The 22,106-nt window shown below is 59.6% G+C and carries 15 protein-coding genes; 9 read left to right on the top strand and 6 right to left on the bottom strand.

Annotated features, from left to right (window positions below; translation table 11 throughout):
- Nucleotides 1–99: 99 nt before the first annotated feature.
- The gene (locus CPH89_RS05810; protein WP_053258094.1) at nt 100–1,533 is read left to right on the top strand and encodes an ArnT family glycosyltransferase; all 1,434 of its coding nucleotides are present in this window, start codon (nt 100–102) and stop codon (nt 1,531–1,533) included.
- Between the two features lie 15 nt (nt 1,534–1,548).
- Here the strand turns inward: CPH89_RS05810 and CPH89_RS05815 are convergent, their stop codons facing one another.
- Entirely contained in the window at nt 1,549–2,037 is a 489-nt protein-coding gene (locus CPH89_RS05815) for a TIGR00645 family protein (protein ID WP_053258095.1), read from the bottom strand.
- Between the two features lie 162 nt (nt 2,038–2,199).
- Between CPH89_RS05815 and CPH89_RS05820 the strand changes: the two genes are divergently transcribed.
- Nucleotides 2,200–4,023, top strand: a complete 1,824-nt coding sequence (locus CPH89_RS05820) for a hypothetical protein (protein ID WP_081006399.1) — start codon at nt 2,200–2,202, stop codon at nt 4,021–4,023.
- Between the two features lie 3 nt (nt 4,024–4,026).
- Here CPH89_RS05820 and CPH89_RS05825 read toward each other — a convergent pair whose 3' ends face one another.
- Together CPH89_RS05825 and CPH89_RS05830 are read right to left on the bottom strand one after the other, a co-directional pair.
- A complete protein-coding gene (locus tag CPH89_RS05825) occupies nt 4,027–4,356 on the bottom strand; it encodes a PA4575 family protein (RefSeq protein WP_053258096.1) in 330 nt (109 codons plus the stop codon).
- A gap of 317 nt (nt 4,357–4,673) precedes the next feature.
- Nucleotides 4,674–7,112: a Lon protease family protein gene (locus tag CPH89_RS05830; protein WP_053258097.1), complete on the bottom strand. Its 2,439-nt coding sequence runs from the start codon at nt 7,110–7,112 to the stop codon at nt 4,674–4,676.
- Nucleotides 7,113–7,379: 267 nt separating this feature from the next.
- Here CPH89_RS05830 and CPH89_RS05835 point away from each other — a divergent pair, with 267 nt between their 5' ends.
- The 3 genes from CPH89_RS05835 (at nt 7,380) to CPH89_RS05845 (ending at nt 11,236) form a co-directional block, all read left to right on the top strand.
- A complete protein-coding gene (locus tag CPH89_RS05835) occupies nt 7,380–7,868 on the top strand; it encodes a DUF3015 domain-containing protein (protein ID WP_017139294.1) in 489 nt (162 codons plus the stop codon).
- Nucleotides 7,869–7,959: 91 nt separating this feature from the next.
- Nucleotides 7,960–9,813, top strand: a complete 1,854-nt coding sequence (locus CPH89_RS05840) for an Lnb N-terminal periplasmic domain-containing protein (RefSeq protein ID WP_053258098.1) — start codon at nt 7,960–7,962, stop codon at nt 9,811–9,813.
- A 1,117-nt stretch (nt 9,814–10,930) separates the two neighbouring features.
- The gene (locus tag CPH89_RS05845) at nt 10,931–11,236 is read left to right on the top strand and encodes a chorismate mutase (RefSeq protein ID WP_053258099.1); all 306 of its coding nucleotides are present in this window, start codon (nt 10,931–10,933) and stop codon (nt 11,234–11,236) included.
- Between the two features lie 55 nt (nt 11,237–11,291).
- Here CPH89_RS05845 and CPH89_RS05850 read toward each other — a convergent pair whose 3' ends face one another.
- Entirely contained in the window at nt 11,292–11,582 is a 291-nt protein-coding gene (locus CPH89_RS05850) for a DUF3077 domain-containing protein (RefSeq protein WP_053258100.1), read from the bottom strand.
- 428 nt (nt 11,583–12,010) lie between these two features.
- Here CPH89_RS05850 and CPH89_RS05855 point away from each other — a divergent pair, with 428 nt between their 5' ends.
- Entirely contained in the window at nt 12,011–12,367 is a 357-nt protein-coding gene (locus tag CPH89_RS05855; protein WP_053258101.1) for a hypothetical protein, read from the top strand.
- Between the two features lie 70 nt (nt 12,368–12,437).
- Nucleotides 12,438–12,935: a GreA/GreB family elongation factor gene (locus CPH89_RS05860; RefSeq protein WP_053258102.1), complete on the top strand. Its 498-nt coding sequence runs from the start codon at nt 12,438–12,440 to the stop codon at nt 12,933–12,935.
- Here CPH89_RS05860 and gdhA read toward each other — a convergent pair.
- Nucleotides 12,932–14,269 carry an NADP-specific glutamate dehydrogenase gene (gene gdhA / locus CPH89_RS05865; protein ID WP_053258103.1) on the bottom strand — a complete coding sequence of 446 codons (1,338 nt, stop codon included), beginning with the start codon at nt 14,267–14,269 and terminating at the stop codon, nt 12,932–12,934. The genes CPH89_RS05860 and gdhA overlap by 4 nt on opposite strands.
- A 349-nt stretch (nt 14,270–14,618) precedes the next feature.
- Nucleotides 14,619–16,283, bottom strand: coding sequence for an energy-dependent translational throttle protein EttA (ettA, locus tag CPH89_RS05870; protein ID WP_053258104.1), 1,665 nt, complete (start codon nt 16,281–16,283; stop codon nt 14,619–14,621).
- A gap of 283 nt (nt 16,284–16,566) precedes the next feature.
- Between ettA and CPH89_RS05875 the strand changes: the two genes are divergently transcribed.
- On the top strand, nt 16,567–20,418 hold the full coding sequence (locus tag CPH89_RS05875; RefSeq protein WP_053258105.1) for a sensor domain-containing protein: 3,852 nt from the start codon (nt 16,567–16,569) through the stop codon (nt 20,416–20,418).
- 240 nt (nt 20,419–20,658) lie between these two features.
- The gene (gene glyA / locus CPH89_RS05880; protein WP_053258106.1) at nt 20,659–21,912 is read left to right on the top strand and encodes a serine hydroxymethyltransferase; all 1,254 of its coding nucleotides are present in this window, start codon (nt 20,659–20,661) and stop codon (nt 21,910–21,912) included.
- Nucleotides 21,913–22,106 lie beyond the last annotated feature (194 nt).

The following is a 22,106-nucleotide window of genomic DNA, read 5'->3' on the forward strand; positions in this document are numbered from 1 at the left end:
CGCACATTCATTCACGAAATATTAAGAATCCGTTACCTATACTAGCCGATCGCCACGGCCGTTCCCCCGAACGGCCCCTTGCCCCGGTAGCTAGAACCTATGACGCGTCCCGTTTCGCTGCTGCTCCTTCTCGTTGCGGTGTTGTTCTTCTTCGCCCTTGGCAGCCATGAGCTGCAAGGCTCCACCGAAGCCCGCGTCGCCGGGATCGCCATGGCCATGCACTTGGACAATGACTGGGTTATCCCACGCCTGTTTCGTGAGCCGTTCCTGGAAAAACCACCGCTGAGCCTTTGGTTGGATGCCGGAGCGATTCGCCTGTTCGGCGGCACAACCTGGGCGGTACGCCTGGCGTCAGCGTTTGCCGGGCTGTTCAGCGTGATGCTGTTTTACGCAATGCTGCGCAAGTTCGGGCGGCCACAGACCCTGGCGTTCTGCGCGGCGCTGATCCTCGCGACCATGGCCAGCTATTGGGGCAATGTGCGCGGCGTGGGTGAGGATTCATTGCTCAGCCTCGGTGTGACCACTGCGTTGCTGGCCTTCTACCAGGCCGTGCGGCCCGACCGTCAAGGCTCCAGTGTGTGGGCGTGGGCGTTGTTTACCGTCGGGATGGCGATCGCGACGTTGAGCAAAGGTGTACTTGGCCTGGCGATGCCGGGCATTGTGATTTTTGTGTACCTGCTCAGCACCAGCGTAATGGACAAGCGCCTGCGCATCGGCGACTGGCTCAAGCCTGGGCTGTTCACGCTGCTGGCGCTGGTGCCGCTGCTGATCTGGCTGGGGTTTCTGTTCCAGCGTGGCGGCCTGCAGGCCGTGGCCGAGGTGTTGTGGACCAACAGCGTCGGGCGCTTCAGTGGCTCGTTTGTCGAGGCCGGGCACTACGAGCCGTTCTATTACTACCTTGCAAAACTGCCCGAGGCCTTCCTGCCCTGGAACATTTTGGTGTACCTGGGCCTGTGGCACTTTCGCAAAAGCCTGGTGCGTAACCGCTACCGCCTGTTTTTCAGCGTGTGGCTGGTGGCGCAGTTCACCCTGCTGACCCTGGCATCCAGCAAGCGCGTGGTTTACCTGATGGCACTGACACCGGCAGCTGCCGTCCTTGCCGCGGAATATGCAGGGGTGCTGCTGGAGTGGCTCAAAGCGCGTAAACCGGGGCTGTACCGTTATCACCGCGGCGTGATCAGCGGTGTGTTCACGCTGTTGATCGTCAGTTACATGACTGCCGCCTTCTGGTTTGCACCAAAAGCCGACTTGCGCGAGTCCTTCGTACCGGTGATCAGTCAGGCCAAGGCTTATCAAACCGAAGGCAAGGAGGTGGTGCTGTTCCAGCCTAACGAGCGCATCGCCGGGGCCAGCGTGTTCTATCTGCAGGGCTACTTGCCGATCCTGCAAACTGAAGCGCAGCTGCGTAGTTTTCTGACTGCCAAGCCCGGCAACATGGCGCTGCTGGACCGCCCCGAGCAACTGGCTGAGAAAGTCACCGTGATCAAGCAGATGGCGATCGGTCGCCAGCCTTACTACTTCGTCGAACAGTAAGGCCGGCGCCGGGCATCAATGCTTGGTGAGTTTGTCCAGGTAACCCATGGCAAACGCCGAGATCACGAAGGTCATGTGGATGATCACGTACCACATCAAATGCTGCGGATCGACGTTCTTGGCGTCCATGAAGATGCGCAGCAGGTGAATGGACGAAATCGCCACGATGGAGGCTGCCACCTTCATCTTCAGTGACGAGGAGTCCATGGTGCCCAGCCAGTTGAGCTTTTCCTTATCCTCATCGATATCCAGCTGCGAGACGAAGTTCTCGTAGCCGGAGATCATCACCATCACCAGCAAGCCACCGACCAGCGCCATGTCGATCAACGACAGCAGCAGCAGGATCACTTCCGACTCCAACATGGTAAAGATGTTAGGCAGCACATGGATGATTTCCTGGAAGAACTTCAGCGCCAGGATCAACAAGCCCAGGGAAAGCCCCAGATAGATCGGCGCCAACAGCCAACGCGAGGCGTACATAGCATTTTCAATAAAGCGTTCCATCGGTTCTCACACAGCATGGCTAAAAATGGCGCCGAGTATACCAGCCGCTAACAAACCCCTGTAACCGCGAGAAAACTGACCTGAGCGGCATCTGTAAGAGAATTTTTCTGCTAGTGTCGAGTCCATTAACTCGGCTCGATGATGTCGGACAGGAAGATTCAGATGATGGATGTGCGATCCCCTTTGGCCACGATCGGCCTGTGTGCGGCGTTGCTGATGGCCAGCGGCTGCTCTCCCAAAGAAGAGCAGAAGCAGGTGACCCTCGAAGAAAAAACCGCGAAGTTCGAACAGTCGCTCGACACCATTCAAGACCCCAAACTCAGAGATGCCATTGCCGACCTCGGCGGCTCGCTGCTGTTGCTGGAACGGGCGCGCGTCAAACTCGCCAACAAGCCCATCGAAGCCGAATACGGCGAAGACACCCTGGCCTTGCTCAAGCATTACCCCACGCCCCAAGCCTTGGTGGACACCTACATCAATGGCCTGTTCGTGCTGCGCAAAGCCTCGCATTCCGACTACCTGACGGATTTGCAGCCGGTGTTCCCATTCAACTTCAACACCCCGGACCAGTTCCCCTTCCCCCATGGCCTGGAATGGCAGTCGGTGACCTTGAGCAACAATAAAGTCATCCCGTTTCAGCCGGAATGGTCGGAAACCGACCCAGGCATCCAACTGAGCCCGAGCAGCTCCAACCTGACCAACCCCGATGACCTGACCGTGACTTACCCGTTCATCGAGGGTATCGAGACCGACAACAAGAGCCAGCCGCAGCCGGTCAGCCTCAAGGGCGCGGTTGAGGTGATTGCGCCCGGCAAGGTGCTGACATTCGACTTGTCGAAAAAAGATGTGGGCCACACACGCACCGAGGGCAATATCACCCTCAACCTGCTGCTGCTTGAGAAAAACTACGCCGAGATCGAACTGACCAACAGCGAGCCACTGGCACCGGAGGTCGGTGACGAATCGCCGAACCCCTTACTGGTACAGGCGCGTGACAGTAGCGGGCAATTTCTGACCCGCTCGGGCTCCATCAACGAGAATGCCGCGCAAATAGCGTTCTACGAGAAACAACTGGCCGAGATGCAAAAGCAAACGGCCTGGTCGGATGCCTTTGAAAAGCACCTGACGGACGAGCAGAAAGCCTTTGAGCACAAACAAAGCAGCCACTACGCCAAGGTGTATTTCAATGGCTTGATCGACACCCTGCAGGTCGATGTACTGGACTTCTCCAAGGCCACGCTCACGCGCAAGGACCTCGACCTGCCGGTGATGCGTTTCGACAAGAACAGCCTGCAAAAGACCGTGCAAGCCTTGCCGATGCCGGTCACGGTGTACGACGACAGCGCCGCCAGTTGGCTAAAAGACGCCGCGATGACCGAGGAGCAGCTGAAAAAAAGCGTGACGATCAGCCAGTCGACCGAAGACGCGAGTGCCGCGAAGATCGTGTTTGACCACCCGTTCACGTTCAATGACGACCTGGTCGGCGCTGATCGCAACAGCGGCGAGTCGCCGATTACCTTCTTCACCGCGGATGAAAAAGGCGAACGCGGCGAGCCCATCGAATTGCCGACCGAGGCCTTCGAGCTGAATGCAGGAAGCGGCACGCTGACTTACGATCTCACCCTGTTCCCGGAAAACCCCGCCTTCGTAGTCGGCTCGATACCGTTGTTTCTGGCCACGATCGAAAAAGCCACGATTGACGTGGGCAAGCTGCCTAAAGGCCTGTCGCTGAAAGACAACGCGCTGATTGTCGATCAAAAAGAATTCCCCGCCGACAGCTGGCGTTTCTACGCCAAGGACGCCAGCGGCCACTACCTCAAGGAAATTCTCGGCGTGAGCCACCGCGCCGAGGAGTACGGCACGGCACTCTTTGACGTGTTTTATTTCTATGGCCAGCCGACGACGCTGGAAAGTTACCAGCGCACTGACCTGAGCACCGTGCAATACGGTTTCGAAGTGAAGCTGGACAAGCCCGAGGGCAAATAGTGTTCAGTGATGGGTATCACTGAGCGTCTGGCCTCGCCCACCATTGAGTTGTCGCAGATGTGCCTGCAGGTGCAGGCACCAGATCTGCGGGTCATCGGCCAGCGCATAACCGTGCTGGGTCAGGCTTTCAACAATTGACTGCAGAATGGTTTCTGCCACGAAGGGCCCGTGAAACGGGCCTTGGGACTTGATGGTGGAGGGCTGTTCGCCGGTCATGCCAGCGGCAAACAACAACGTCCACATCCCGTTATCCCCCGCGAGAGGGCGAATGGAGCATTCGATACGGGTAACCAGGCCCAAACATTGGCGGGTAAGGCAAAGGTTGCGCGACATGGCGGCGACCCTCGGTAGATCGGTGTTCAACCTCGCGCCTGGCGAAGCTGTCTCTATCCAGCGACTCCTGTAGATATCCCTTACGCTCAGAATAGAAGAAAACCAGTACAAACCAAGGCTGTAGGGACCAACGGGCGTTGGCCCCTGAGAGGCGAGTCAATTTAGTGGCGAATTCACCGCCGTTTCCAAATACTCCGCTGATCCAATGTGGGAGCGGGCTTGCTCGCGAATGCTGTCGGTCAGACACATTGTTAATGACTGATCCACCGCCTTCGCGAGCAAGCCCGCTCCCACACTTACCGAGCTGCCACAAAAAATCAGCTCGGCTTGGCTTCCGCCAACGCCTGCTGCGCCAGCTCCTTCTCCGCTTCCTTCAAGTCGTCCTCGCTGATCATCTCGGCAATCGCGCGCAAACGCTCCACCACACGCGCATTCACCGTGCCTTCAGGGAATTGCCCCTCCTCGTCCGGCTCACCGGCCGGCTCACCGACCAACAAGCTCAGCGCCTCATCCGCCTGACGCACGGCATAGATGTGGAACTGCCCGTTGCGCACGGCCTGCAACACCTTCTCGTCGAGCATCAAGGTGGCGACGTTGGCTTGCGGAATGATCGCGCCCTGCTCGCCGGTCAACCCGCGCGCTTCGCAGAGGCGGAAGAAGCCTTCGATCTTCTCGTTGACCCCACCCACCGCCTGCACTTCACCGAATTGGTTGATCGAGCCGGTGATCGCAAAGCACTGCTTGAGCGGCGTTTTCGACAACGCCGAGATCAAGGTGCACGCCTCGCCCAACGAGGCACTGTCGCCGTCCACGTACCCGTAGGACTGCTCCAGCGCGATACTGGCCGAGATCGCCAGCGGGAATTCCTGGGCATAACGGCTGCCCAGGTAACCGGTAAGGATCATCACGCCTTTGGAGTGAATCGGCTGACCGAGGTTAACCTCGCGCTCGATGTCGACGATGCCACTGCCGCCCGGGTACACCGTGGCGGAAATCCGCGCCGGCACGCCGAAGGCCGAATCGCCGACTTCCAGCACCGTCAGCCCGTTGCATTTGCCCACGGCCGCACCGGCGGTGTCGATCAGGATGACCCCAGCGAGCATGTCGTCGAGAATCCGCGCCGACACACGCCCGGTACGCGTGGCCTTGGCCTTGAGCGCCCGCTCGATATGCCCGGCATCGGTCATCTCATCACCCGCCAGGTGGCGAATGAAATCCGCCTCGCTCACCAGCTGGAACAAATCGCCGATACGCGCCGACAAACGCCCCTGGTGTTCGGCCAGGCGTGCGCTGTAGGTCGCCAGACGCGCCACGGCGTCCGACGTCAGCGGCGCCATGCCTTCTTCCGAGGTGCGGGTTTTGAGCAACTGGGCGAACTGCTCCAGGCTCTCGTCGACCATCGGAATGTCTTCGTCGAAATCCACCAGGACGCGGAACATCTCCTGGAAGTCCGGATCGGCATCCTGCAACGCGTAGTAGAGCTGGCGCGAACCAATGATGATGACCTTGACCTGCAACGGAATCATTTGCGGGTTGAGGGTCACGGTGGCCAGGCGGCCGAGCTCGCCCAGTGGCGATTCCATCTTCAGCTTGCGCGACTGCAGGGAACGCTTGAGGGCGTCCCACACAAACGGTTCGCTGAGCATTTTCTCGGCTTCCAGAATCAGGAAACCGCCATTGGCACGGTGCAGAGCACCCGGACGCAACTGGCGATAGGTGGTGTAGAGCGCGCCCTGGTCGGTGCTGTATTCGATACGGCCAAACAGGTTGTCGTAGGTCGGGTGCGGCTCAAACACTACCGGCGCACCGCCGTTGACCGAGTGGCCGACCACCAGGCTCGGGCAATACTGCTCTTCGAGCAGCTTGCGGGCCTGGGCGTCGGTCTTGGCGTCGTCCACCAGTTGCTCGACCACGGTTTTGAGCAGGTACACCTGCATGGCTTGCAGATAACCGCAAACACCGGCGTTTTCCGCGTACTTTTCCGACAGAGGCGCCAGCAAAGGTTGCAGGGCCAGGGTGATGGTTTCTTCGTTGAACTGACGCAGTTGGTTATTCGACTCACGCTTCCACTGCGGCAGGCTGGCCAGTTCTTCGTTAAGGCGTTCTTCCAGTTCGGAAATATCCGTATGGAAACGCTCGCGATCAGCCTCCGGCAGTTGCGAAAACTCCGCTTCGTCCAGCGCCTTGCCGTCGAGCATCGGGGTGAAGGCAATGTTGGAGCTGTCGCGGTAGAGCGCCACGTCCTTTTCCAGGGCCAGGCGTTCGATCACATCCAACGCCTTGTCGTAGCGCTGGTTGAAGGCGCGGTCGATGGCGCTTTTGCGCTGTTGATAGGTCGGGTGTTCGAAAACGGCCGGGAACGTCGCCACCAGGTTGTCGACCAACCCATTGATATCGGCAATGAACGCCGCCGCAGCGCCGCCCGGCAATTCCAGGGCGCGCGGTTCGCGCGGCTCATCAAAATTATTCACATAGACCCAGTCCGCCGGGGTCTGCAGGCGTTTGCCTTCGGCCTTCAGGTAGCGTTTGACGAACGAAAAGCGGCCGGTACCCGGCTCACCCATGACAAACACGTTGTAACCGGGGCGTGGCATGGCCACGCCGAACTGCAAGGCTTCAACCGCACGTTCCTGGCCAAGCACACCGCGAAAGGGCTCCAAATCATTAGTGGTCGAGAAGCTGAACTGTTCAGCGGAGAAAGGGCGAGTCAGCGCTTCGGGCGCTAGACGCAAGCTGGCAGCAACAGGATCAGGCATCGGGCTTCCTTACATCAGGCGGGGCAGATGAGCGCATTCTGGCTCCCGGTTGCGCGCTCTGGCAAGGCGAGCCTTTGGGAAAGCCTGGACACGGGAGGCCTCCTACAAAAAAATCGCGACAACTCGGTTTGTTTTATAAAAAATAACGGAACCCTAGGAACGTGCCTAAACTCCAAATTGCGCGGGTTGGACTAATAACTGGCCCCTAGGGCGCTGCGAAGCGCCTGAACCCTTGTCCATTGGTTTGCACACAAAGAGAACAAAGCTATGAAACGGATCCTTCTTGGTACTCTCTTCACCGTTGTCTCCCTCAATGCAATGGCTGAATCTCCAGGTGGCCCGAACTGCGGTTGGGGCAACATGTTGTTCGAAGGCCAGCGCGGTACTCCAGCCCACTTCCTCGCTTCCACCACCAACGGCACCTCCGGTAACGCCACCTTCGGCATGACCTCGGGCACCAACGGTTGCAGCACCAACAGCGCCCTGACCTACGGCGGCAAGTCCTGGATTGCCATGAATGGCATGATGAACGAGCTCTCCGAAGACATGGCCAAGGGCAACGGCGAAGCGCTGACCACCTATGCCGTGGTACTGGGCGTTGCGCCTGAAGATCGCGAGCACTTTGCTGCCGTGACCCACGAGCACTTCCAGCAAATCTTCAGCAAAGCTGACGTGACCGCTGACGACGTGCACAACAACACCCTGGCTGTACTGAAAAGCGATACCCGCCTGGCCAAATACGCTACCCAGGCTTAAGCTCGACCGGCCCGCGTCTTTCGAGGCGCGGGTTTTACTTTTGGACCCGCCTCCCCTTTGGGTCTCACTTTTCCCGACTTAAGTTGCCCCTATGCTCAAACGCCTTGCCTGGTTGGCACTCTTCGCCTGCGCCCCGCTATACGCGGCCCCGCATATTGATGATCAACGTTTGCAGCAATTGGCCAACGATCCGTTCTGGCTGTCTTTGGGCCATTACGAAGCCGGCAAGCTCAAAGGCTGGCGCAGCTATGTCAGCGACAAGAAATTCTTCCTCGCCCCCGACGGTGCCCACCACCCGGACGCCGAGCTCAAGGCCACCGTTGAAGCGCTGTATGCTCCGGCAAGCCTGGGTGAAAAACATGCGCAGTGCGTTTACCCGGCACGTACCCGCTGGCTGAAGGAACAGTTGCACCTCACCGATCTGCCCGCACTGGAGTGCAAAGAATTCACCCAATGGTTCAAGGACGTCGCGCCCCACAGCGCGGTGATGATCTTCCCGGCGGCCTACCTCAACAGCCCGTCGTCGATGTTCGGCCACACGCTGCTGCGCATCGACCAGGCTGACGTGCAGAGCAACAACACCGCCCTGCTCAGCTATGCGATCAACTTCGGCGCCTACATCGAAGGCTCCGACAACAGCATTCTCTATGCCTGGAAAGGCCTGATGGGCGGCTATCCCGGCCTGTTTGCGCTGGTGCCGTACCAAGAAAAGCTCTCGGAATACCGTAGCCTCGAAAACCGCGACCTGTGGGAATACCGCCTCAACCTGACCCAGCTCGAGACCGAGCGCATGGTCCGGCACGTGTGGGAGCTCAAGCAGATCCAGTTCGACTACTTCTTCTTCGACGAAAACTGCTCCTACCGCCTGCTGGAACTGCTGCAAGTGGCCCGCCCGAGCCTGCGCCTGACCGAGCAATTCCCGCTGACGGCGATCCCGACCGACACCGTTAAGGCGGTAAAAGAAGCCGGTTTGGTGGAGAAGATTGATTACCGCCCGTCCCGTGAGCGCGAGCTGCTCGAACGCGCCAAACCGCTGGATGGCGACGAGCAACAATGGGTACTGAAAGTCAGCGATGACCAGAAGCAATTGCAGGAGCCGGCCTTCAAAGCCCTGCCCCGCGATCGCCAGGCGCTGATCATCGACGCCGCCTATCGCTTGGGTCGCTACCGCGCCAACGGCCTGGAGCGCGACACCGAACGCTCCCAACGCAGCTTCGAACTGCTGCGTGCGATCAACCAGAACCCCGCGCCCGACCTCAACATCGCGCGCCCGGGCCTGCCCGAAGATGGCCATGAATCACGCACCTGGCAAGCCGGCATCGGCACCCGTGGCAGCAAAACCTTCGGTGAATACGGCCTGCGCATGGCCTACCACGACCTTAACGACAACGCCGAAGGCTTCCCCTTGGGCGCGCAGATTGAAATCCTGCAAATGAAGCTGCGCCAGTACGAAGGCAACCACTGGCAGGTGCAGCAACTGGACCTGGCGACCATCCGCTCGCTGACCCCGCGCAACGCGCTGTTGCAGCCGTGGTCATGGCAAGTGACCGGAGGCCTGGAACGCGTGCCGGGTAAACACGACGACCAAACCCTGGTCTCTCACGTTAACGGCGGCGCTGGCGGCACCTGGCAACTGAGCGACGACATGCTCGGCTTCGCCCTCGGCACGGTGCGCGTGGAACACAATAATGACTTCAGCGAAGCCATCTCCCCGGCAGCCGGGTTTAACACGGGCCTGCTGTGGAAAAACCCGCTGGGCAATTTGAGCCTGGAAGCCAAAGGCGATTTCTTCACCAATGGTGAAGTGCGCCGCAGTGTGAGCCTGAACCAGCAGTGGGAATTGTCGCGCAACCTCGGGTTACGCCTGAGCGCCCAACGCGAGTACAGCCACCTTTCCACGCCAGTGAATGAAGTGATGCTTGAAGTGAAGTGGTACCACTACTGATCTGTAAGCCCCGGCGATGACCCGATGTGGGAGCGGGCTTGCTCGCGAAGGCGGTGTATCAGTATCGGCTAGGCTGACTGACCCACCGCCATCGCGAGCAAGCCCGCTCCCACACTTGTTTTGTGCCAGGCCTGAATTCTGTGCCCGCCGCAGTTCAAAGGTGGGAGCCGGGCTTGCTCGCGAATGCGGTATATCTGCAGCAGATAGTCTGACTGACCCACCGCCATCGCAGGCAAGCCAGCTCCCACACTTGTTTTGTGCCAGGCCTGAATTCTGTGCCCGCCGCAGTTCAAAGGTGGGAGCCGGGCTTGCCCGCGATGGCGGTGGTTCAGGCAATGATGTATTGATTGACCCACCGCATTCGCGAGCAAGCCCGCTCCCACACTTGTTTTGTGCCAGGCCTGAATTCTGTGCCCGCTGCAGTTCAAAGGTGGGAGCCGGGCTTGCCCGCGATGGCGGTGGTTCAGGCAATGATGTATTGATTGACGCACCGCATTCGCGAGCAAGCCCGCTCCCACACTTGTTTTGTGCCAGGCCTGAATTCTGTGCCCGCCGCAGTTCAAAGGTGGGAGCCGGGCTTGCCCGCGATGGCGGTGGTTCAGGCAATGATGTATTGATTGACCCACCGCCTTCGCGAGCAAGCCCGCTCCCACACTTGTTTTGTGCCAGGCCTGAATTCTGTGCCCGCTGCAGTTCAAAGGTGGGAGCCGGGCTTGCCCGCGATGGCGGTGGTTCAGGCAATGATGTATTGATTGACCCACCGCATTCGCGAGCAAGCCCGCTCCCACACTTGTTTTGTGCCAGGCCTGAATTCTGTGCCCGCCGCAGTTCAAAGGTGGGAGCCGGGCTTGCCCGCGATGGCGGTGGGTCAGGCATGATGTATTGATTGACCCACCGCATTCGCGAGCAAGCCCGCTCCCACACTTGTTTTTGTGCCAGGCCTGAATTCTGTGCCCGCTGCAGTTCAAAGGTGGGAGCCGGGCTTGCTCGCGATGGCGGTGGTTCAGGCAATGATGTATTGATTGACCCACTGCATTCGCGAGCAAGCCCGCTCCCACATTTGGCTCGCGTAGAGTCAGATGCACTGCATTCCAGCCCAATCAGGAGCTCCATCAACATGGCCGTTAACTGCACCACCCTTGAACAAGTCCGCGCAAACATCGACCGCCTCGACCAGCAAATCGTCGCCCTACTGGCTGAACGCGGCCACTACGTTTCCCAGGCCGCTCGCTTCAAAAAAGACTCGGACGACGTCAAGGCGCCGCAACGGGTTGAACAGGTGATCGCCAAGGTGCGGGGGTTATCCGAGGCGTTGGGCGCTAACCCTGAGGTGACTGAGCAGGTGTATCGCGCCATGATTGCGGCGTTTATCCAGCAGGAATTGGCTGAACATGCCGCGCTGACGAATAACCAGACGGCATAACCCCCTTTGTGGCGAGCAGGCTTGCCCCGCTCGCCACAGAAGCAGGATTTGCCTGCTAAGCGGCGGGGGTCATCGCTTGGGTCAGGTCATCGACGACGGCCTTGCCCATCTCACACAGATAATGCGCGGCCCAGGCGTATTGTTCGCCGCGCACATCCATGGCGGCTTCCATGGCGAGTTTCTTCGAGTAAAAAAGCAAGGTGGAGGCGTGTTCCAGCGCTTGATCAATCGGCATGCCGGCATTGACGCGGAACAGCGGTTTTGCGTTTTCGCCGTAGTCGCCAAAGGTGACAACGCCGAGGGTGGTGATTGAGGACAGGGGTGGATCGGGGACGACTTTAGACATGGTGTACCTACTAAGTGAGATAAAGGACCACCACAGCACGTCGCTAAACATAAAGGGGTGGCAGCTGTACGCAGGTTAGCGAACCGGTCACCTAGACACCCGGCAGATCCGAAGATCTCCCGCGCACAGCCGCCATAACACGATATCGACAAGCATAAAAACCGCCTGCCAAGTGTGTAAAGAGGATGAGTCTTAGTGATTCGGGTCGCTAAACCCAGTCGCTGTTTTGCAGCGACCCGAGGAGGCTAGACACTCAAACCCTAAGGCACAATAGGCCAGGGATTCTCTAGGAAACGTCCTGCAATTTAAAGAGAATCGTCGTTGATGGCCCTTTAGCCCAACACCTTTCTCACCTCGCTTTCACACCTCCCCGACAAATCCCTGACTAGACTTGCCCTATCAGCCGTGAAACGGCCAGGGAGCAAGCGATGTGGCGGTACGCGTTAATGCTGTGCGCGGTAGTGGGGTTGTCGGGCTGCCAATCGACCCACCAGGAGTTGCTGGCTAAAGGTTATCCACCGGCCTTTGCCGACGGTTTTGATGACGGCTGCAGCAGCGGTCGCCAGGCCGCTGGGGTGATCAGTGGGGAGTTTCGCAAAAACGTACCGCGCTACCTGAAAGACCGCGAATACGCCGAGGGCTGGGAAGATGGCTTTCGCCAGTGCAAGGCCATGCGCGAGAACGAGGAGTTGCGCGACTACAAGGACAACCACTGGGATGACCGTGAGCGCGCCTGGCAGCACGAGAAAGACCGCGACGCCGGCAGGGCTTATCGCGCGCAATAGGTCGCTTTCAGACATCCAGCGAAACTAAAGCCCGGCGACCATGGCCCAACTTCCATAGAGGGAGCATGTCATGAGCCGAGCTTTTGTTAACGAAGACAACGCCGCCGCACAGGCCGACCAGCCGGTGGAGCGCCAGGTCAGTGAGCAACCCAATCACCTGACCGCGCAAGGGTTGGCGCAGTTGCAGGCCAAGGTCGCGCAATTGCAGCAGGAATACAGCGTCGAATCCGCCAGAGGCGAACAGGCCGATAAGCAGCGCCAGGCGGATCTTGAACGGGATTTGCGCTACTTCAACCAGCGCGTGCAAAGCGCACACGTGGTGGCGCCGGCCACCTCCACCGACAAGGTGCAGATCGGCAGTTGGGTCACCTTCGCCAACGAACAGGACGAACAGCAGCGCATTCAACTGGTGGGTGAAGACCAGGCCGATGCCGGCGCTAACCTGATCAATTGGGGCTCGCCGTTAGGCCGCGCATTGCTGGGCGCCCAGGTGGGCGACGAGGTGCTGTGGAAGCGCCCCGTCGGCGATCAAATGATTGAAGTGCTGCAGGTCGAGCCCGAGCGTTAAACGATACCTTGCGCCAGCATCGCGTCAGCCACCTTCACGAAGCCCGCGATGTTCGCGCCCTTCACGTAGTTGACCCGGCCGTTTTCCTCGCCGTAATGCACGCAGGCGTGGTGGATCGACTGCATGATGGTGTGCAGCTTGCTGTCCACTTCACCGGCGGTCCACAGCAGGCGCATAGCGTTCTGCGACATTTCCAGGCCACTCACGGCCACGCCGCCGGCATTGGATGCCTTGCCGGGCGCGAACAGAATGCCCGCCTCGATAAAGATATCCACAGCCTCAAGCGTGGTCGGCATATTCGCGCCTTCAGCCACGCAGATGCAGCCGTTGCGCAGCAGCGTGCGGGCGGCGTCGGCGCCCAGTTCGTTCTGGGTGGCGCACGGCAGCGCGATGTCGCAGGCCAACTCCCAAGGGGCTTTGCCTTTGCGGAACTCCAGGCCAAAGCGCTCGGCCAGTTCGCTGATGCGCCCGCGCTGCACGTTTTTCAACGTCAGCAGGGCCGACCAGTGCTCCTCGGTCAAACCGCTTTCGGCGTACAGGGTGCCTTCGGAGTCGGACAGTGAAATCACCTTGCCGCCCAGGTCCATGACCTTGCGTGCCGCGTATTGCGCCACGTTACCCGAGCCGGACACGGCCACGCGTTTGCCTTCAACTCGCTGAGCATTGCGCTTGAGCATTTCTTCGGCGAAGTACACGCAGCCGAAACCGGTGGCTTCGGGACGAATCAGGCTGCCGCCGTAAGTCATGCCTTTGCCGGTCAGCACCGAGGTGAATTGGTTGCTGAGGCGTTTGTACTGGCCAAACAGAAAGCCGATTTCACGGGCGCCCACGCCGATATCACCGGCCGGCACGTCCACGTCCGCACCAATGTGGCGGTACAACTCGCTCATGAACGCCTGGCAGAAGCGCATGACTTCGGCATCGCTCTTGCCCTTGGGGTCGAAGTCCGAGCCGCCTTTGCCGCCGCCCATGGGCAACGAGGTCAGGGAGTTTTTGAAGGTCTGTTCGAAAGCCAGGAACTTGAGCACGCCCAGGTTCACCGACGGGTGGAAACGCAGGCCGCCTTTGTAGGGGCCGATGGCGCTGTTCATCTGGATGCGGAACCCGCGATTGACCTGGACCTTACCGTGATCATCCACCCACGACACTCGGAAGGTAATCGCACGTTCCGGTTCGCAGATGCGCTCCAGAATGCCCGACGTCAGGTAGTGAGGGTTGGCGTCGAGAAACGGCCACAAACTGCGCAGGACTTCTTCTACCGCTTGGTGGAATTCCGGCTGGTCGGGGTCGCGTTTCTTCAGGCGAGCGAGGAAGGATTCGACGGATTCGATCATGAAAAGTCTCGGCAAATTGATTGTTTTTAAGGGAGATTGAGCCGGACCTTAGCAATTCATGTTGCACCTGAAAAGCGCAAAATGTCGCCTTTGTGAATTTAAATGGTGCATTTGATATAAATTATTGTGTTTTTTTGCACCATGAAAGGGATTTCAACACACGGCATGCACCAACAGTTAAACCGCCTTCGCGAGCAAGCCCGCTCCCATATTTGATCGATTTCCAACGATGGAATGCGGTCGAATGTGGGAGCGGGCTTGCTCGCGAATGAACCCACCTCGGTCTCTTTGAAAAAACGCGCAAAAAAAACGGAGCCCGAAGGCTCCGCTTTTTTCAAACCAGCCCGACTCAGGCCAGTTTTTTGTGCCGTACACGGTGCGGCTGGGCAGCAGCTTCACCCAAACGCTTTTTGCGGTCCGCTTCGTACTCGGTGTAGTTACCTTCGAAGAACACCGCTTGGGAGTCGTCTTCGTACGCCAGGATGTGGGTCGCGACGCGGTCAAGGAACCACCGATCGTGAGAGATCACAATGGCGGCGCCCGGGAAGTCCAACAGGGCTTCTTCCAGGGAACGCAGGGTTTCAACGTCGAGGTCGTTGGACGGTTCGTCGAGCAGCAACACGTTGCCGCCCTCTTTCAGGGTCAGGGCCAGGTGCAAGCGACCGCGCTCACCACCGGACAGGTCCTTGACGAACTTCTGCTGGTCGCCGCCCTTGAAGTTGAAACGGCCGACGTAAGTACGCGACGGGATTTCATAGTTGCCGATGCGGATCTGGTCGGAACCGTCGGAGATCTGCTGGAATACCGTCTTGCTGCCATCCAGGTCCTCACGGCTCTGATCCACACACGCCAGCTGCACGGTTTCGCCGACTTCGATGGTGCCCGAATCCGGCGTTTCCTTGCCCATCAGCATGCGGAACAGCGTGGATTTACCCGCACCGTTACCCCCGATAACACCGACGATCGCGCCTTTTGGCATAGAGAACGACAGGTTATCGATCAACACGCGGTCGCCATAACCTTTGGAAACGTTCTTGAACTCGATGACCTTGTCACCCAGGCGCGGACCAGCCGGGATGTAGATCTCGTTGGTTTCGCTGCGCTTCTGAAATTCCTGCGACTGCATTTCTTCAAAGCGTTGCAGACGTGCCTTGGATTTGGACTGGCGGGCCTTGGCGCCTTTGCGCACCCACTCCAGTTCTTCCTTCATGGCTTTTTCGTGGGCCGATTGCTGCTTGGATTCGGCGGCCAGACGGTCGGACTTGGCTTCCAGCCAACCGGAGTAGTTGCCCTCGTAAGGGATGCCGGCGCCACGGTCGAGCTCGAGGATCCAGCCGGCGACGTTGTCCAGGAAGTACCGGTCGTGCGTGATCGCAACCACGGTGCCCGGGAAATCGTGCAGGAAGTGTTCAAGCCAGGCGACGGAATCGGCGTCCAGGTGGTTGGTCGGTTCGTCGAGCAGCAGCATGTCGGGTGCCGACAGCAGCAGGCGGCACAGGGCCACACGACGCTTTTCACCACCGGACAGGAATTCAACCTTGGCGTCCCACGCCGGCAGGCGCAGTGCATCGGCGGCGACTTCCAGTTGGCGGTCCAGGTTGTGACCGTCGCTGGCCTGCAGGATGGCTTCGAGCTTGGCCTGTTCGGCGGCGAGCTTGTCGAAGTCGGCATCTTCTTCGGCGTAGGCGGCGTAGACCTCGTCCAGGCGGGCCTGGGCGTTCTTGATCACGCTGACCGCTTCCTCGACCACTTCACGTACGGTCTTGGTCGGGTCCAGAATAGGCTCTTGCGGCAGGTAGCCGATGTTCAGTTCGGGCATCGGGCGTGCTTCGCCTTCGAACTCGGTGTCGACGCCGGCCATGATTTTCAGCAGCGTGGACTTACCCGAACCGTTGAGGCCGAGCACGCCGATCTTGGCGCCTGGGAAGAAGGACAGCGAAATGTTTTTCAGGATTTCCCGCTTCGGCGGAACAACTTTTCCCAGCCGATGCATGGTGAAGACGTATTGAGCCATGGTGAACCTAGCGTCAGTGACTGATGAATTAAGCGGGCGAAGCCCGTGCAGGCCATGCGCCGCGCGGGCCGTTGATGGTGATCAATGCCTGCGTGCGAAAAAAGCCTGAAGTCTGGGGCTGGAACGCCCCCGCGTAACCGGCAAAGCTACCTGAATGCGCTTGGGCAGTCCAGCCAGGCGGGACTGGCACTTTGCCACAACTCAAGGCATGCTAGCCGCCCTCCGGGCGTCCGGCTTATAGTGCACGTCGCGCGCCAATCCAGCCAAACCGCAGGATCACAGCTTGTCCAAAGTCACGCCGCCCACTCCTCTGCGCGCCGCTCATATAGCGCCGGGAGCGCCCCTGCACGGCACCTTGAAAGGCGCATTGGCGACGCTTGTCCTTATGCTGCTCGCGCTATTGTTCTGGCAACTGCTGGACCAATTGCAGCAAAACCAGAAAAACCAGCAGCAATACACCATTGATTACAGCGCCGACCTGGCTGAACAGATCAGCCTGAACATGGCCCTGAGCGCGAAAATCGCCCTGAACCTGTTACCGATGGTCGAGCCGCCGCGTAACGACGAACAACAGCAAGCGCTGATGCGCACCTTGCAACGCTCGTTGCCGGAGCTGCGCAGTTTCGCCCTGCTCGCCCCCAGCGGTGCGCTGATCAGTGACAGCGCCAAAGACAGCCAGGACCGCGCCTGGCTTGAAGAGCTGGTACAGCGCAGCCACTCGCAACCTTATTACCTGAGCAACAATGCCGACGGCACCCTCATTTATTTGTTGCTGCAGCAGCCCAGTGGCGGTTCAAAAATGTACTGGGCCCTGCGCCTGGCGCCCAGCTATCTGAGCAACCTCACCCGCCAGGATGGCCAGGGCCAGCGCCCGATGTGGGCCATCGAAAACCGCTTGAACCACCGCGTGGTCAGCCGCGACTCCGGCATGCCGGCACAGTGGGGCTCGGCGCTGACGCCGGATGAGTTGAATAAAAGCGTGTTGGTCACGCCCCTGAGTAAAAGTGACTGGCAGTTGCGCGGGCTGTTCGACCGCAGCGCCGTGCTGGAGCAACTGTTGCCGGCATTTATCGGCAAATGCCTGTTGGGCCTGGCCTTTTCGCTGATTCCGGTGATTGTGCTGCTGAATATGCGTCGCCGTCAGCGTCAGGTGCATGAAGGCCGCAGGCGTTATCAGGATATTTTCGAAGGCACCGGCGTGGCCCTGTGTGTGCTGGACCTGTCGGGGTTGAAGGCTTTTTTCGACAAATCCAAATTGCAGACTCGCGAGCAATGGCAGGTCTGGCTGCGCAACAACGCCGCAGAGCGCCAACAACTGCTTAAGGAATTGCGCGTCACCGAGGTTAACCAGGTGGCCGTGCGCCTGCTGAACGTCAGCTCTTGCGAGCAAGCGTGGGAGCGGCTCATTGATGATTGCCCGCGCAACGCCACGGCCATTGGCTTCCAGGTGCTGGAGGCGGTGCTGACCCAGCAAAAACAGTTGGAGTTGGAAATCCAGCTCAACGACTTCGCCGGCAATGACCAATACCTGTGGCTGGTAATGCGCCTGCCGGAGCAGCAGGACGACTTCAAGGCGGTGATTCTCAGCATCAGCGACATCACCAGCCGCAAGTTAATCGAGCTGTCGCTGGTGGAGCGCGAAAGCTTCTGGTCGGACGTGGTGCGTACCGTGCCCGACCACCTGTATGTGCAGGATGTGATCAGCCAACGCATGCTGTTCAGCAACCATCACTTGGGCCACACCCTCGGCTACAACAAGTCCGAACTGCAGCAAATGGGCGAGTACTTCTGGGAAATCCTGCTGAACCCGGAAGACGCCGAGCACTACCACGACTTGCGCCAGCAGCAACGCAAAGTCGGCTACACCACTCAACTGCACTGTCAGTTGCGCTTTCGTCACCGCAATAACCAATGGCGGCGCTTCGATATCCGCGAACAGGCCCTCGCCCGTGACAAATTTGCACAGGTCACCCGGATCATTGGCGTGGCCAAGGACATTACCGATCAGATCGAAGCCAGCGAATCCCTGCGCGACAGCGAGCAACGCTACCGCATGCTGGCCGAAAGCATCAGCGACGTGATTTGCTCCACCGACAGCCACCTGGCCCTCAACTACGTCAGCCCGTCGGTCAGCGCCGTGCTGGGCTATGACGTGGACTGGGTGTTCAAGAACGGCTGGCAGTCGATCATTGCCAACCCCCAGCAACTGAGCGGCATTTACAGCCTGGTGGAACACGTCAGCCGCGCGCTGGGCGACGCGGCCGCGTTGAACAAGCTGCGCGATGAAGTGCAGACCCAGTTGTTCCTGTTCGACTGCTTGCGCGCCGATGGGCGCAAAGTGCCGATCGAGCTGCGCCTGGTGCTGGTGTGGGACGACCACGGCGCGTTTGAAGGCATCCTCGGGGTGGGCCGCGATATCAGCCAGCAACGCCGCGCAGAGAAAGACCTGCGCATGGCCGCTACGGTATTTGAACACTCAACCTCAGCGATTCTGATCACTGACCCGGCAGGTTATATCGTGCAGGCCAACGAGGCGTTCAGCCGGGTCAGCGGCTATGCCGTGGCGGACGTGCTCGACCAATTGCCAAACATGCTTACCGTCGACGAGCAACAGGAAGCGCACCTGCGTTACGTGCTCAAGCAACTGCACCAGCACAGCACCTGGGAAGGCGAAGTCTGGCTCAAACGACGCAATGGCGAGCACTACCCGGCCTGGGTGGGCATTACCGCCGTGTTCGACGATGAAGGCGACCTGGCCAGCTACGTGTGTTTCTTCAGTGACATCAGCGAGCGCAAGGCCAGCGAACAGCGCATCCACCGTCTGGCGTATTACGACGCCTTGACCCACCTGCCCAACCGCACGTTGTTCCAGGACCGCCTGCACACGGCACTGCAGTCGGCTGAGCGGCAGAAGTCCTGGGTGGTGCTGATGTTCCTCGACCTTGACCGCTTCAAGCCGATCAACGACTCCCTGGGCCACGCCGCCGGCGACCGCATGCTCAAGGAGATGGCCACCCGCCTGCTGGGTTGCGTGGCCGAAGACGACACCGTGGCGCGCATGGGCGGTGACGAATTCACCTTGCTCCTGCAACCGCGAGTCAGCCGTGAGATGGCGCTGAACCGTGCCATATCGGTGGCCGAGCAGATTCTGGCGAGCCTGGTGAAGCCGTTTGTGCTGGAAGGCCGCGAGTTCTTTGTGACCGCCAGTATTGGCATCGCCTTGAGCCCGCAGGACGGCAACGAGCTGAGCCAACTGATGAAAAACGCGGATACCGCGATGTATCACGCCAAGGAACGCGGCAAGAACAACTTCCAGTTTTACCAGGCGGACATGAACGCCAGTGCCCTGGAGCGCCTGGAGCTGGAAAGCGACCTGCGCCACGCCCTGGAACAGAACGAATTCGTGCTGTATTACCAGCCGCAGTTCAGCGGCGATGGCAAACGTTTGACCGGCGCCGAAGCCCTGCTGCGCTGGCGCCACCCGCGTCGCGGCCTGGTGCCGCCTGGGGATTTCATTCCGGTGCTGGAAGAGCTCGGGCTGGTGGTGGATGTGGGCGACTGGGTGATCAGCGAAGCCTGTCGCCAGCTCAAGAGCTGGCACCAGAACAAGGTGCGCGTGCCGAAAGTCTCGGTCAACATTTCGGCGCGGCAATTCTCGGATGGCCAACTGGGCGAACGCATCGCCACCATTCTCAAGGACACCGGCCTGCCACCGGCGTGCCTGGAGCTGGAGCTGACCGAAAGTATCCTGATGCGCGAAGTCAACGAAGCCATGCAGATCCTCGCCAGCCTGAAAAACCTCGGCCTGAGCATTGCGGTCGACGACTTCGGCACCGGCTATTCGTCGCTCAACTACCTCAAGCAATTCCCCATCGATGTGCTGAAGATCGACCGCACCTTTGTCGACGGCCTGCCCTCTGGCGAGCAAGACGCGCAGATCGCCCGAGCCATTATTGCCATGGCCCACAGCCTGAACCTGGCGGTGATCGCCGAAGGCGTGGAAACCCATGAGCAGTTGGATTTCCTGCGTGAGCATGGCTGCGATGAGGTGCAGGGCTACTTGTTCGGGCGGCCGATGCCGGCGAATCGGTTCGAGGCGCAGTTCAGCAATGAAGCGCTGTTCATGTTTGACTGAAACCCTGCAGTGATGCTGATGGCCTCTTCGCGAGCAAGCCCGCTCCCACACTTGACCGAGTTGCAACTTTGAAAAGCGCTCGAATGTGCGCGCGGGCTTGCTCGCGAAGAGGCCGGTCACGGCACCGCCCATCTCCAGATGAGCCCCACTTGTCCGCGACATGATGTCCTTTCATATGCCATCTAAAACCCATTGGGTTAGAATGCCCTCCTTTTCTGCCCCCGATCCTTGAGGACCGCCATGTTCAGCCGTGATTTGACTATTGCCAAGTACGACGCCGATCTCTTTGCCGCCATGGAGCAAGAAGCCGTGCGCCAGGAAGAGCACATTGAGCTGATCGCTTCGGAAAACTACACCAGCCCCGCCGTCATGGAGGCTCAAGGTTCGGTTCTGACCAACAAGTACGCCGAAGGCTACCCAGGCAAGCGCTACTACGGCGGTTGCGAGTACGTCGACGTGGTTGAGCAACTGGCCATCGACCGCGCCAAGGAACTGTTCGGCGCCGATTACGCCAACGTCCAGCCACACGCCGGCTCCCAAGCCAACAGCGCCGTGTACCTGGCCCTGTTGCAAGGCGGCGACACCATCCTGGGCATGAGCCTGGCCCACGGCGGTCACCTGACCCACGGCGCCAGCGTTTCCTCCTCCGGCAAGCTGTACAACGCCGTTCAATACGGTATCGATGCCAACGGCCTGATCGACTACGACGAAGTCGAGCGCCTGGCGGTTGAACACAAGCCGAAAATGATCGTAGCCGGTTTCTCTGCCTACTCGCAGATCCTGGATTTCCCACGTTTCCGCGAAATCGCTGACAAGATCGGCGCTTACCTGTTCGTCGACATGGCTCACGTAGCCGGTCTGGTCGCCGCTGGCGTCTACCCGAACCCGGTGCCTTTCGCTGACGTCGTGACCACCACCACGCACAAGACCCTGCGCGGTCCACGTGGCGGCCTGATCCTGGCTCGCGCCAACGCCGAGATCGAGAAGAAGCTGAACTCTGCCGTATTCCCTGGCGCCCAAGGTGGCCCGCTGGAGCACGTGATCGCCGCTAAAGCGATCTGCTTCAAAGAAGCCCTGCAGCCTGAGTTCAAGACTTACCAGCAGCAAGTCGTGAAAAACGCCAAGGCCATGGCCGGTGTGTTCATCGAACGCGGCTACGACGTGGTCTCCGGCGGTACTGAAAACCACCTGTTCCTGCTGTCGCTGATCAAGCAGGACATCTCCGGTAAAGACGCTGACGCAGCCCTGGGCAAAGCCTTCATCACCGTGAACAAAAACTCCGTGCCGAACGACCCACGTTCGCCGTTCGTCACCTCCGGCCTGCGCTTCGGTACTCCGGCGGTGACCACACGTGGCTTCAAGGAAGCAGAGTGCAAGGAACTGGCCGGCTGGATCTGCGACATCCTGGCTGACTTGAACAACGAAGCCGTGATTGACGCGGTGCGTGAGAAGGTCAAGGCCATCTGCAAAAAGCTGCCGGTATACGGCGCTTGATTGCAGTTGCTTGAACAAAAAGCCCAGCGCTAGCGCCGGGCTTTTTTATGCCTGAAAACCCTGCCCTCTCAACACGAAATACATTCAAAGGTGGGAGCTGGCTTGCCTGCGATGTCGGGCTGTCAGTCAATGCAGTGGTGACTGAGCCACCGCCATCGCAGGCAAGCCCGCTCCCACAGTGAGCGGGTTCCCAT

The organism is Pseudomonas fluorescens, assembly GCF_900215245.1.
In the GTDB taxonomy this organism is placed as follows: domain Bacteria; phylum Pseudomonadota; class Gammaproteobacteria; order Pseudomonadales; family Pseudomonadaceae; genus Aquipseudomonas; species Aquipseudomonas fluorescens.

Coding starts and splice junctions, on each gene's coding strand:
- CPH89_RS05810 (WP_053258094.1), top strand. CDS start 100: ATGACGCGTCCCGTTTCGCTGCTGCTCCTTCTCGTTGCGGTGTTGTTC.
- CPH89_RS05815 (WP_053258095.1), bottom strand. CDS start 2,037: ATGGAACGCTTTATTGAAAATGCTATGTACGCCTCGCGTTGGCTGTTG.
- CPH89_RS05820 (WP_081006399.1), top strand. CDS start 2,200: ATGATGGATGTGCGATCCCCTTTGGCCACGATCGGCCTGTGTGCGGCG.
- CPH89_RS05825 (WP_053258096.1), bottom strand. CDS start 4,356: ATGTCGCGCAACCTTTGCCTTACCCGCCAATGTTTGGGCCTGGTTACC.
- CPH89_RS05830 (WP_053258097.1), bottom strand. CDS start 7,112: ATGCCTGATCCTGTTGCTGCCAGCTTGCGTCTAGCGCCCGAAGCGCTG.
- CPH89_RS05835 (WP_017139294.1), top strand. CDS start 7,380: ATGAAACGGATCCTTCTTGGTACTCTCTTCACCGTTGTCTCCCTCAAT.
- CPH89_RS05840 (WP_053258098.1), top strand. CDS start 7,960: ATGCTCAAACGCCTTGCCTGGTTGGCACTCTTCGCCTGCGCCCCGCTA.
- CPH89_RS05845 (WP_053258099.1), top strand. CDS start 10,931: ATGGCCGTTAACTGCACCACCCTTGAACAAGTCCGCGCAAACATCGAC.
- CPH89_RS05850 (WP_053258100.1), bottom strand. CDS start 11,582: ATGTCTAAAGTCGTCCCCGATCCACCCCTGTCCTCAATCACCACCCTC.
- CPH89_RS05855 (WP_053258101.1), top strand. CDS start 12,011: ATGTGGCGGTACGCGTTAATGCTGTGCGCGGTAGTGGGGTTGTCGGGC.
- CPH89_RS05860 (WP_053258102.1), top strand. CDS start 12,438: ATGAGCCGAGCTTTTGTTAACGAAGACAACGCCGCCGCACAGGCCGAC.
- gdhA (WP_053258103.1), bottom strand. CDS start 14,269: ATGATCGAATCCGTCGAATCCTTCCTCGCTCGCCTGAAGAAACGCGAC.
- ettA (WP_053258104.1), bottom strand. CDS start 16,283: ATGGCTCAATACGTCTTCACCATGCATCGGCTGGGAAAAGTTGTTCCG.
- glyA (WP_053258106.1), top strand. CDS start 20,659: ATGTTCAGCCGTGATTTGACTATTGCCAAGTACGACGCCGATCTCTTT.